This window comes from Levilactobacillus parabrevis ATCC 53295 (genome assembly GCF_001434055.1).
GTDB lineage: Bacteria > Bacillota > Bacilli > Lactobacillales > Lactobacillaceae > Levilactobacillus > Levilactobacillus parabrevis.
This window is the reverse complement of sequence record NZ_AZCZ01000025.1, coordinates 1-11,890: the sequence shown is the minus strand read 5'-3', so window position 1 is coordinate 11,890 and position 11,890 is coordinate 1. Positions and strand designations below refer to the sequence as shown.

Genomic DNA, 11,890 nt, shown 5'->3' with positions numbered 1-11,890 from the left:
TCAGATTTTTTCTAATCGGCTCAGTAAGGGGACTGGTGTGAACAGAAAATGGTGGGGTGGTCTTCAGCTGAATGTGCTGACAAAAAAGGTGCTCAGCTCTCATGGCTGAACACCTTCAAAAATTCGTGATTAAGCGTTACTTGACGTGGAATCACTAGCTGCGGCATTAGCATCCGTGTCAGCAGCCAACGTGATCTTACCGTCTTCAATCTTGGCAACGAGGTTCTTAACGTCCCCGTGGTCCAGGTAGAAGTCGGCAATCCGGTCTTCAATCTCTTCTTGGATGACCCGCCGTAGTGGCCGAGCCCCCATCGCAGGATTGTACCCCTTCTTGACCAGTTGTTCCTCAACCGGCGCGGTAACGTGAATGTGGAGGCCTTGGCCTGCCAACATTTGGTTAACGTCAACAATCATTAAGTCAACGATGTGCATCAGGTTTTCCATGCTCAGGGAGTTGAACTCAACGATATCGTCGAACCGGTTTAAGAACTCTGGCTTGAAGTAGTTGGTCAGGTTCCCCAGAACAGAGTGGGTGGTTCCTTCGGCAGCGGCGCCAAAACCAACGTTGGCTTCGGCATCACCGGTACCGGCGTTACTGGTCATGATGATCAGCGTATCCTTGAAGGAAACCGTCCGGCCTTGAGAATCAGTCAACCGGCCGTCGTCCAGAATCTGTAAGAACATATTCAAGACGTCGGGGTGGGCCTTTTCAATTTCATCCAACAGAATTAACGTGTATGGATGACGCCGAACCTGTTCGGTAAGCTGGCCAGCTTCTTCGTAGCCAACATAGCCAGGTGGTGACCCGATCAGCTTAGAAATGGAATGCGGCTCCATGTACTCAGACATGTCGAAGCGAACCATGGCGTCCTCGGAACCAAAGAGTTCATTGGCCAATTGCTTGGCTAATTCCGTCTTCCCAACACCGGTCGGGCCGACGAAGAGGAAAGAACCGATTGGTCGGCCAGTACCGTTCAACCCGATTCGGTTCCGCCGAATAGCCCGGGCAACCTTGTCGACGGCTTCATTCTGGCCGATGACGTGCTTTTCAAGGTCGGCACCTAAACTCTTGAGTTGGTGCTGTTCCTTGGCTTGTAGTTCACCGACAGGAATGCTGGTCTTTTCTTCCACGATATCTTGCATGTCCTTAACCGTAACCTCGGCAGAAGCGTTTTGGTCGGCGTCCTTGGCAGTTTCCTTGGACTTCTCCAACTTCGTGACTTGGTCGCGGTAGTAGGCAGCTTTTTCGTAGTCTTCCTGTTTTAAGGCAGCTTGCTTCTGTGCTTCAGCGGACTTGATCTTTTCATCGATGGCCTTAGGGTCGGCGATATTGATGGTCAAGTTCTTCCGTGAACCGGCCTCATCCAACAGGTCAATGGCCTTGTCAGGTAAGAAACGGTCTTGGATGTAGCGATCAGACAGGCGAACGGCAGCCTCAATGGCGTCATCGTCGTAGTGAACGTGGTGGTAATCTTCGTATTTCTTTTGAATACCCTTTAAAATCTTAATGGCTTCGTCAGCACTTGGTTCATCGACCGTAACTGGTTGGAACCGCCGTGCTAAGGCTTGGTCCTTTTCAATATCGCGGTATTCACTTAACGTGGTTGCACCGATCAATTGGAAGTCGCCACGGGCGAGGGCTGGCTTCAAAACATTACCAGCATCCATGCCGCCTTCGGCATTCCCGGCACCCATGATTTCATGGATTTCATCGATAAATAGGATGATGTCGGGGTTAGCTTGAACCTCTTTCATTAACTGTTGCATGCGTTGCTCGAATTGGCCACGGATACCAGTTCCCTGAACCAAGGACACAACGTCTAAGCGAATAATTTGCTTGTTGGCGAGCTTTTGAGGAACGTTGCCTTCGACAATGCGTTCCGCAAGGCCTTCAACGACCGCCGTCTTCCCAACACCGGCTTCTCCGATCAACACGGGGTTGTTCTTCGTTCGCCGATTCAGGATTTCAATGACTTGTGCCGTTTCTTTGTCCCGGCCAATAACGGGATCGACTTTGCCATCTTTGGCCAACTGGGTGAGGTTTAACCCGTACTGACTGAGTAAGCCATTACCGGAACCGCCCTGGTTGCCAGAAGGTTGGGTTGGTCGACCTTGTCCGGAAGCTTGTTGGAAATTATTAGCTTGGCTGTTGTCACCGCCTTGCATTGCCCGGAAAATATCATCCAGGTTATTAAAGCCGAATGGATCTTGTGCCATGCGGCCACCTCCATTTCCAGAATCGTTTGATTGTTGCTGTTTCAGCAGCTGGTAACAATTTTGGCATAGGTCAACTTGTTGCCGCTGCCCATTTACACTCATGTAAAGGTGAATCGTTGCTTCATTGCGGTGGCAATTTTGACATAGCATCTTGTCGTCTCCTTTCTTGCCTGGAGTTCTCGTGGAAATTCCACGGGCCTTCGAAAAGCCTTTGACCTTTCTTGACCATTGACCACATTATAACGCGTTCATCTGGTCGTGCAAGTATTTTGTTTGCACGATAAATGCGCGGTATTACGGGAAATTTCTAACGAACGCCTTCATTTTAGCACTCTCGACAATAGAATGCTAAAATGAACATTTCAAAATTGAAAAAATTTTTTAAATACTTTGACCGACACGCGTTTGCCCCGTAAGATAGGGGAGAACGCACGCGAAGGGTGATATAATAGTTGTTTGAGACTAGTGGTAAGGCTTGCGTTCTTTGGCTCAGCAGATTGGGCCATTGGGATAACGTACCTGAATAAAGTAGTAAGACTTATAATGGCGGACTTTTTGCTCGCGAACCAGCAGTGCGTTATTTAGTGGTTAAAAGTTATCTTAGCCGGAGGAGGTCAGGGATGTAGCTAGCCGTGGAGGTGGTGTTAACTGGCGTTTTTTGCCAGTTTACAGCACGGGCAATCTTGAAGACACGGGGGCTTCGTGGCTTCAAATTGAGTCGGAAGCCCGTTTCTCAGGCTGGAGCGTCCCCACAGCAAGCGGAATCCCTGGCAGCCGCAGGCGACAATTTTTCACCAGACAAAGAAGAGCGAGGGAGGAAAAAACAGTGGCACGAGACTTTACGGATTTAATGAATCAATTAAAAGATAAGAAAATTGAGCAGTTCGAAGTAACCCCCGAAGACTTCCCGGCATTTCAAAAAGCTTTTATGGCTTACGAAACGCGAAAACGGGTGGTGGGCAAGGCTGAAAAGAACGGCAAACTCATCTATCACTACGATTATGACGCCGGAAATGACGGCGAATAACGATATTTTGATGAAAGCGGTTCATGTATAACTTGTAATTTGTGGCTTACATTGATATTCTTAGTAGGTAGGCGTGACTCGTTGAATGGTTGTTTGGCCAATGCGCAAGGTCAAGGCGAACCGCGTCGGTAAGTAGTCAACCTAAGCTTAAAGGAGATCGATCAATTATGGAAAAACGCGAATTTCATGTAACAGCAGAAACTGGTATCCATGCACGTCCAGCTACTTTATTGGTACAATCAGCAAGTAAGTTTAGCTCTGAAGTTAGCTTACAATACCAAGACAAGTCCGTTAACTTGAAGTCTATCATGGGTGTTATGTCTTTAGGTGTTGGCCAAAACGCTGACATCACCATCACGACTGACGGTGAAGACGAAGCTGATGCAATGACTGCTATTGCTGAAACCATGACTAAAGAGGGTTTGTCTGACTAATGAAGGCGATGCTCAAGGGGATTGCTGCCAGTGACGGGGTGGCTTGCGGTCGGGTCTACCGACTGGATGAGCCAGACCTTCACGTTTCTCAACAGACAATCACTGATCTTGATTACGAATTAAATCGATTCCATCAGGCCCTTGAAGCAACCGTTTCAGAGATTGAGACGATAAAAACTCGTGTAAATAAAAACCTGGGTGCTGACCGTGCCCAGGTTTTTATTGCGCAATTAGCGATGTTAAAGGATCAAGACCTGATGGGACATGTCGAACAGAATATCCGGGAAAAACACGTCAACGCTGAATTTGCGGTGGCTCTGGTCACAACGACGGTAGAGGAAGAACTTACGGCGCTTGTCGACAATCCTTACTTGCAGGATCGTCTGACCAACTGGCAAACGGTGGCGAAGCGGTTGACGGCGCACTTGTTAGGCGTGACTTTGCCGGACCTGGCACTCGTCACTCAGCCCGTGATTGTGGTCACACACGACCTGATTGCGAGTGAGGCGGTCGCGGTCAATTCACAACAGGTTTTGGGGTTCGTGACCGATGCCGGTGGCCGCACGTCCCATTCGTCAATTCTGGCGCGGTCGTTGAATTTGCCAGCGGTCGTGGGTACCCAGACGGCGACACAGGCACTGACTAATGGTGAATTGGTCGTTGTCAATGGAACCCAGGGCAATGTGATGGTTGGCCCGACGGCGGACGAGATTGCGGTCGCGCGGCGAACCATGACGCAACGCATGAAAAATCAGCGGCGGTTAGACAAATTGGCGCATCACGAGACGGTTTCCAAGGATGGCGTGGGCGTGACCCTAGCCGCTAATATGGGGACTTTGACGGATTTGAAGCGGGTGACGGCTGGCGGTGCAGAAGGTGTGGGCCTGTTCCGGACGGAATTTTTATACCTGGACGCCCAGCATCTACCAACCGAGGACGAACAGTTCGCCATCTATCGTCAGGTCTTGGAGACAATGGCGCCTCGGCCAGTCGTGATTCGGACGTTGGATGTTGGTGGCGATAAGGAGCTTCCTTACCGACCGTCACAGAACGAGGCCAATCCCTTTATGGGGGCACGCGCAATCCGACAAAGCCTTGCACACCAGCAGGTTTTTCGAAGCCAATTGCGGGCGTTGATTCGGGCCTCGGCGTTTGGCCATCTGAGTATCATGTTTCCAATGATTGCGACACTGGATGAATTGCGACAGGCTAAGGCCATTTACGATGATGAACGCTCTAAGCTGACGGCGAAGCGGGTTCCTATGGGAAAGATTGCCGTGGGCATGATGGTCGAGGTGCCAGCAGCGGCGTTGTTGGCCGACCGGTTTGCTAATGAAGTAGACTTTATGAGTATCGGTACCAATGACTTGATCGGGTATACACTGGCGGCTGACCGAACCAATCAGAACGTGGCTTACCTGTATCAGCCTTATCATCCGGCAATTCTGCGCTTAATCGATAATGTCATTTCGGCAGGACACGCGGCGGGCATTCCCGTTGCCATGTGTGGTGAAATGGCGGGAGATCCGATTGCGTTACCGCTCTTGCTGGGGATGGGTCTCGATGAGTTCTCTATGGCGCCGAGTGCGATTACGAAGACGCGTCAGCTGATCAGCCAGTTAGACGCTCACGAGTTGGCGGCGCTGGCAGAGACGACGGTGAATTCCGCCAGTACCAGCCAGGAGGTCGTGACGATGGTTCAGGCGGCGGTCCCTGGTGTTCTGAAATGAATAAAATGTGCGTGAGGGCATCCGCTTTGCTGGGGATGTCCTTTTTGCTAGTGACGTGAGTGGCTAATGGGTGCTTACCGAAATTGTTTGACGGGTGTGCGAAATGTAAGCGCGTAAGAATGGCCAAATGATGAGATTTTCTTGCGATGGCCGCTGCGGTTTGCAATCCCCTAGCCAAACCCATATAATTGTGATAATTGTACAAAGCGAAACTCTAAATATTTTTAGCCAAACACAGACGCAAGGGGGATTGGCGATGAACATTGGCTTATTTACAGATACCTATTTCCCTCAAGTAAGTGGGGTCGCAACATCAATTAAGACGCTGCGAGATCAACTGGAAAAGCAGGGGCATCAGGTCTATATTTTTACCACGACCGATCCAAACGTCGAGCGCAACGTTTATGAGCGGAATGTCTTTCGTTTTTCGAGTATTCCGTTCGTCTCATTCACGGATCGCCGGATCGCGGTGCGGGGACTCTTTCAAGCTTATCAAATTGCGAAGGAATTAAATTTGGATATTGTCCACACTCAGACGGAGTTCTCGATGGGGTGGATCGGGAAGTTTGTGGCGCGGAACTTAGAGATTCCCTGTCTACATACTTACCACACCATGTACGAGGATTACTTGCATTACGTCGCTAACGGGAAGATTTTGAAGCCCGTGCACGTCAAGCAAGCGACCCTGGCCTTTTGTTACCACTTAACTGGGGTGGTGGCGCCGAGTGACCGGGTGTTAACGACCTTAACTGATTATGGGGTCAAGACGCCGATTCGGATTATCCCAACGGGGGTCAATCTACATCAGTATGAACAGCCAGATACGGCCGATCTACGGTGTGAGTTAGGCTATCAACCAGATACACCAGTGATTCTATCGTTGAGTCGTCTGGCCTACGAAAAGAATATTAAGGAGAGCATTGCGGCTATGCCACGAATTCTGGCAGAAGTTCCCAATGCCCAACTCCTAATCGTTGGAGATGGTCCAGCCAAAGAAGACCTCGAACAGCAGGTGAAGGATGCCGGTCTGACCGACCATATTTCATTTACTGGTCAGGTGAATAATAACGATGTTTTTCGTTACTATCACATGGCAAACGTCTTCTTGTCTTCGTCCGATTCGGAGTCGCAGGGGTTGACCTACATCGAAGCCATGGCGGCGGGAACGAAGATTGTGGTCATGACGAGTCCGTATACCGATGAGTTGCTGTCGAAGCGGACACTTGGGGTGACCTTCAAGACCGAGGATGAAATGGTGACCAATGTGGTGGACTACCTGAAGCATGGGAATGAAGAACAGGACCCAGAGCTGCTGGCGCGTAAGTTAGCGGAGATCTCTGCTGATACCTTTGGCCAACGGGTCATTGAGTTCTATCAGGATGCCCAGGCAAGCTACGAAGCGACGCACGAAGATACCCCGGACTTTAGTGATTAGAGGAGCAATTGAATGCTAAAAATTAACATGTTCTCCAAGGCCGATTCCGTCAAGGGACAGGGCGTGGGGAGTGCTTACAATGAACTAATGAATCTATTGGCAACACGGCTCAAGGATGAATTCGACGTGACAGTCAACAAGTATGGTCGGGCCGACGTGACCCATTACCACACGATTAATCCGACCTACTACCTGTCAACATTCCTACCAGGACGTGGTCGAAAGATTGGTTATGTTCATTTTCTGCCGGAAACGTTGGAGGGGAGTCTGAAGATTCCACAACCGTTCCGGTCAATCTTTTATAAATACGTGATTGCCTTTTACCGCCGGATGGATCACATTGTTGTGGTCAACCCGACCTTTATTCCTAAGTTGGTAGCGTACGGGATTCCTGCTGAGCGAGTGACGTATATTCCCAACTTTGTGAGTCGTAAGGAATTTTATCCGGTCGATGCGGAGCGGAAAGTCGCTTTGCGGGCGCATTACGGTTATGATTCGAAGCGTTTCACGGTACTGGGTATCGGTCAGATTCAGGAGCGTAAGGGCCTTTTTGACTTTATTAAGCTTGCTCGGAACAATCCGGAGGTTCAGTTCATCTGGGCCGGGGGCTTCTCCTTCGGTCGGATGACGGACGGCTATGCCGAGCTGAAGAAGGTTGTCGACAATCCGCCGGCTAACCTGAGCTTTCCAGGCATTGTCGACCGGAATAAATTGGTGGACTATTATAATCTAGCCGATCTCTTTTTATTGCCATCCTTCAATGAACTCTTTCCAATGTCGGTTCTGGAGGCCTTTAGTACGGGAACACCGGTCCTCTTACGGGATCTAGATCTGTACCAGGCGATTATTGCTGGGGATTACCAGCCGGCCAAAGATTACGATGAAATGAATGCGCAACTTCAGCGCCTGCCACACGATCCAGCAGCACTGGCACATTGGCATCAGCAGAGTCTCGCTGCTGCGGACCGTTACTCTGAGGAATACCTCACCGAAATCTGGCGGAAGTTCTATACGCAGCAAGCAAAAGAGGGGTAAACTGCATGTCACGACGAAATAAATGGGTATTAGTGTTAATGTTACTCTTGGGGATTGCCATTTTTGCGTATTCACTCCGTGACATTAAGTTTTCAGTATTAGTTAACGATTTTGTTCACATCAATTTTTGGTGGTTTGGGGTCGCCATTCTTTGTATGCTCCTGTATTTGGGGCTAGAGTCATGGATCGTGAAGGTTTTTATTTCCGATCGGATCGAAGGCTTCACGTTTAAGGATGCTGTTCGGATTCCCTTAGTGGAACAGCTATTTAACGGTATTACGCCGTTTTCATCCGGTGGGCAACCCGCACAACTTTTTGCGTTGATGCAGACTGGGATCGATGCGGGTAAGGCCAGTTCGGTTCTCTTAATGAAGTTTGTGGTCTACCAATCGATGATCGTCATTAACTTTATCATTGCTTTGATCATTGGGTTTCGGGAGATTCAGGACAAGCTTCACGCGTTGGCGTGGCTAGTTGTCTTTGGATTCACCATTCACTTGGCGGTTATCGTGGGCCTCCTGATGATTATGTTCTGGTATTCGTTTACCAAGAAGATGGTCGGCGTCTTAATGTACCCGTTCCATTGGTTCATGAAGGCGGAACGTTTCCACCGGATCGAAGACAACCTGAATAGTAAGATTGATTCTTTCTATGCAGAGAGTGTCCGAATCAGTGGGAAGGGCAAGCTGATGTTGCGGGTCTTTGTGATCACCTTCTTTCAGCTGGCAGTTTACTACCTGATTCCCTACTTTATTATGCTCGCGCTGGGATACACCTCAGCCAACATTGTCATGGTGACCAGCTTCCACGTTCTCATTGTGATGGTCATTTCCCTGTTTCCAATTCCAGGGGGCTCTGGTGGGGCCGAGTATAGCTTTGAAATGATCTTTAGGAGTTATATTACTTCAAATAGTAAGTTGGTCTTAGCGATGATTTTATGGCGCTTGTTGACCTACTACTTTGGCATGCTGGCCGGTCTGGTGGCGATGGTTATTCGGCCAGATAAGGTCGTTGAAGAGCCGGATTTATGATTTCCATGAGTTTTTCTGCATTAGGGCGTGTCATCAGGCCGTAAGTTTGGTAAAATCATTATGGAAAGCTAGAAAGGGGATCAACCATGGAAGAATCTCAATTGATTGGCATTATTAATCGCTTAAAGGCGATGCAAGAAGATGCCACCGACGAGCCACAACCCCGTCGTTTTGAAAAAGAAGGCGTTGAGCAAGCCACGGTCGTATTTAACCAGGCAACGCACACGTACACTTTAACTGAACACAATCCGGAAACAACTTTTGAGTTTGATAACATCGATTTAGTTGCTATTGAGCTGTTTGATTTATTAACGGATAACTAACAAAACTATGGGCGGCCATAGTTTTGTTTTTTTATAATCGGGGAAAGATTGAATTTTTTCCAAAGGTTCTGGAATCGGATTGATTACCTCGCAATATCCGCTATACTTGAGAGATGTTAATTCTTATGTGGAGGCAGTCGTAATGGCGAACTTTTTTAAGCGGAAGACGAACTGGTTAAACACCCGAATGGGATTTTTCCTGTTGATCGTCGTTTTATTTTGGGTAAAAACTTACATTGCCTATCAGACCGAGTTTACCTTGGGTGCCAAGGGGAATGTTCAACAGTTTTTACTGTTCATTAACCCACTACCGGCCGCTCTGTTGGTGTTCGGGATCGCCCTGTATTTCCGGGGGCGATTAGCTTATTGGTTGATGTTGATCATTGATGTGTTGGAATCCACGTGGATCTTTGCCAACGTGGTCTATTATCGGGAATTCTCTGACTTCTTGTCCTTTGGGATCATGAAGGGATCGAGTTCTGTTGGTAATAACCTGGGCAAGAGTCTGGCGCAGATCACCCATCTCTATGATTTCTTTGTTTACATTGACATTATTATTTTGATTGTCTTACTGGTGACGCACGTGATCAGAATCGATGCGCGACCGTTTAAACGGCGGTACGCCTTCTCAATCACGGTGTTGTCATTTGCATTGATGTTTGCGGAGTTCGGAATGGCCAGTGCGGATCGTTCTGGCTTGTTAACGCGGACGTTTGATAACAATTATATCGTGAAGTACCTGGGACTGAATGAATACGCCGCCTTCAACGCGTACCAGACCCAGAAGGAAAGTGCGACCCGGGCGAGTGCCAACGCTTCTGATATGAAGAGTGTCTTGAAATATCTGAAACAGAATCGGGTCAGCCCTAACGTGTCGTACTACGGCAAGGAAAAGGGCAAAAACGTCTTCATTATTCACTTGGAGAGCTTCCAGCAGTTCCTGATCGACTATAAGGTTGATGGGAAGGAAGTCACGCCGACGTTGAATAAGTTCTACCATAACAATAATACGTTGTCGTTCGATAACTTCTATCATCAAGTAGCTCAGGGGAAGACCTCTGATGCAGAAATGATGCTGGAAAACTCTCTGTTCGGGTTACCTCAGGGGTCGGCGATGACGACTTACGGTACACAGAACACCTTCCAAGCGGCACCAGCTATCTTGAGCCAGGAGGATGGGTATACAACGGCAGCTTTCCATGGGGATGTGCCGAGTTTTTGGAACCGGGACAACACCTATAAGTCCTGGGGGTACCAGTACTTCTTTAGCTCCAGCTATTATACGGAGAAGCCGGGGTATAGTGTTGGGTATGGTCTGAAGGATAAAATCTTCTTTAAGCAGTCGGCCAAGTATATTGAGCAGCTCCCACAGCCGTTCTACGCTAAGCTGATTACGTTGACTAACCATTATCCATACGAATTAGATAAGAAGAATACTGATTTCCCAGCAACGAAGACCGGGGATAAGACTGTGGACCCATACGTGCAAACAGCGCACTATCTTGATCAGTCGTTTGCCGAGTTCATGACTTATCTGAAGAAGACGGGGCTGGATAAGAATAGTGTGGTCGTCGCTTATGGGGATCACTATGGTATTTCGAACAATCACCGACCAGCCATTGCCCAGTTATTGGGTAAGGATAAGATCACGAGTTATGATCTGACCCAGTTCCAAAAGGTGCCTTTCATGATCCATGCAGATGGACTGAAGGGTGGGATTAACCATACCTATGGTGGTGAAATCGATGCCTTGCCAACCTTATTGGACCTGTTAGGGGTTAAAAATACGGATACCATCCAGTTTGGTCAGGACCTGCTTGCCAAGAACCGTAATCAAACGGTTGCTTTCCGTGATGGCAACTTTGTCTCACCGAAGTATATGAAAGTCGGGGGAACGGTCTACGATACGAAGACAGGGAAGGAGCTCCAGCTCACGGCGGCACAGAAGAAGGCTGTGGCTAAGCTTCAGAACCACGTGACGACCGAGCTGTCCCTATCTGATCGTGTGATCTATGGTGACTTGCTGCGGTTCTATACACCGAAGAACTTTAAGAAGGTCGATAAGTCTTCATTTACCTACAAGTTGAAGCCAGCGATGGAACGTTTGGCGGATGCGGAGAAGCAGGAGAAGACGAGTGTTGTTGCCCAGAACAATGGGAAGAGTACTGTTTCTGACTATAAGACTGATGCGCCAGAATTGAAGTAAATGAGTTGAGGCCGTTACCGCATAATCGCGGTGGCGGCTTTTTGTCTGGTCGCTCTTTGTCGTCATGTACCTAGACCAGTTGAGTCGTCGTTGTGGAAGCAATGGAAGAAAGTGGGTATTTTTGCATGCCGCAAACGCCGACTTGACGGGATTCTCACCAGCGGCGGCAACAAATTTCAGTAAATATTCATTTTTCACTTGACCATAGTCCCAGATATTGGTAAACTATTTTCTGTTGTCAATTACAGGGCAAACATTGTAACAGCAACGAAAGATTGCGACATAATTAATTTTAAAAAAGGCTTGACGGTCTGACTGATAATTGATATAGTAGTAATCGTTGTTGAGAATATTTATTCAACTGAGCTTCAAAAATTCAATATTTATTCAAAATATATTGAAAAAATCAGTTGACACTAATTTGACGACATGATATACTTTAAAAGTTGTCA

General features: G+C 48.2%; 9 protein-coding genes. 8 read left to right on the top strand and 1 reads right to left on the bottom strand.

The features are described 5' to 3' along the window. Positions 1-129: 129 nt before the first annotated feature. Positions 130-2,367, bottom strand: a complete 2,238-nt coding sequence (locus tag FD07_RS07695) for an ATP-dependent Clp protease ATP-binding subunit (RefSeq protein ID WP_027825989.1) — start codon at positions 2,365-2,367, stop codon at positions 130-132. Between the two features lie 676 nt (positions 2,368-3,043). Between FD07_RS07695 and FD07_RS12350 the strand changes: the two genes are divergently transcribed. The 8 genes from FD07_RS12350 to FD07_RS07655 all read left to right on the top strand — a co-directional run bounded on the left by FD07_RS12350 (position 3,044) and on the right by FD07_RS07655 (position 11,438). Then, a complete protein-coding gene (locus FD07_RS12350) occupies positions 3,044-3,244 on the top strand; it encodes a hypothetical protein (RefSeq protein ID WP_027825988.1) in 201 nt (66 codons plus the stop codon). A gap of 167 nt (positions 3,245-3,411) precedes the next feature. After that, positions 3,412-3,678, top strand: a complete 267-nt coding sequence (locus FD07_RS07685) for a phosphocarrier protein HPr (protein WP_020089685.1) — start codon at positions 3,412-3,414, stop codon at positions 3,676-3,678. Continuing rightward, a complete protein-coding gene (ptsP, locus tag FD07_RS07680) occupies positions 3,678-5,408 on the top strand; it encodes a phosphoenolpyruvate--protein phosphotransferase (protein WP_020089684.1) in 1,731 nt (576 codons plus the stop codon). Before FD07_RS07685 ends, ptsP begins: the two co-directional genes overlap by 1 nt. Positions 5,409-5,664: 256 nt before the next feature. Next, complete coding sequence (locus FD07_RS07675; protein WP_020089683.1) at positions 5,665-6,843, top strand: glycosyltransferase family 4 protein; 1,179 nt, start codon at positions 5,665-5,667, stop codon at positions 6,841-6,843. A gap of 12 nt (positions 6,844-6,855) precedes the next feature. After that, a complete protein-coding gene (locus FD07_RS07670; RefSeq protein WP_020089682.1) occupies positions 6,856-7,878 on the top strand; it encodes a glycosyltransferase family 4 protein in 1,023 nt (340 codons plus the stop codon). Between the two features lie 5 nt (positions 7,879-7,883). Then, complete coding sequence (locus tag FD07_RS07665) at positions 7,884-8,909, top strand: lysylphosphatidylglycerol synthase transmembrane domain-containing protein (protein ID WP_020089681.1); 1,026 nt, start codon at positions 7,884-7,886, stop codon at positions 8,907-8,909. Positions 8,910-8,995: 86 nt separating this feature from the next. Beyond that, on the top strand, positions 8,996-9,232 hold the full coding sequence (locus FD07_RS07660; protein WP_020089680.1) for a YkuJ family protein: 237 nt from the start codon (positions 8,996-8,998) through the stop codon (positions 9,230-9,232). 142 nt (positions 9,233-9,374) lie between these two features. Next, a complete protein-coding gene (locus tag FD07_RS07655) occupies positions 9,375-11,438 on the top strand; it encodes an LTA synthase family protein (RefSeq protein WP_020089679.1) in 2,064 nt (687 codons plus the stop codon). Positions 11,439-11,890 lie beyond the last annotated feature (452 nt).

What these genes read in the sequence shown, in the direction of transcription:
- FD07_RS07695 (WP_027825989.1), bottom strand. Translation starts at nt 2,367, where the DNA reads ATGCTATGTCAAAATTGCCACCGCAATGAAGCAACGATTCACCTTTAC.
- FD07_RS07685 (WP_020089685.1), top strand. Translation starts at nt 3,412, where the DNA reads ATGGAAAAACGCGAATTTCATGTAACAGCAGAAACTGGTATCCATGCA.
- ptsP (WP_020089684.1), top strand. Translation starts at nt 3,678, where the DNA reads ATGAAGGCGATGCTCAAGGGGATTGCTGCCAGTGACGGGGTGGCTTGC.
- FD07_RS07675 (WP_020089683.1), top strand. Translation starts at nt 5,665, where the DNA reads ATGAACATTGGCTTATTTACAGATACCTATTTCCCTCAAGTAAGTGGG.
- FD07_RS07670 (WP_020089682.1), top strand. Translation starts at nt 6,856, where the DNA reads ATGCTAAAAATTAACATGTTCTCCAAGGCCGATTCCGTCAAGGGACAG.
- FD07_RS07665 (WP_020089681.1), top strand. Translation starts at nt 7,884, where the DNA reads ATGTCACGACGAAATAAATGGGTATTAGTGTTAATGTTACTCTTGGGG.
- FD07_RS07660 (WP_020089680.1), top strand. Translation starts at nt 8,996, where the DNA reads ATGGAAGAATCTCAATTGATTGGCATTATTAATCGCTTAAAGGCGATG.
- FD07_RS07655 (WP_020089679.1), top strand. Translation starts at nt 9,375, where the DNA reads ATGGCGAACTTTTTTAAGCGGAAGACGAACTGGTTAAACACCCGAATG.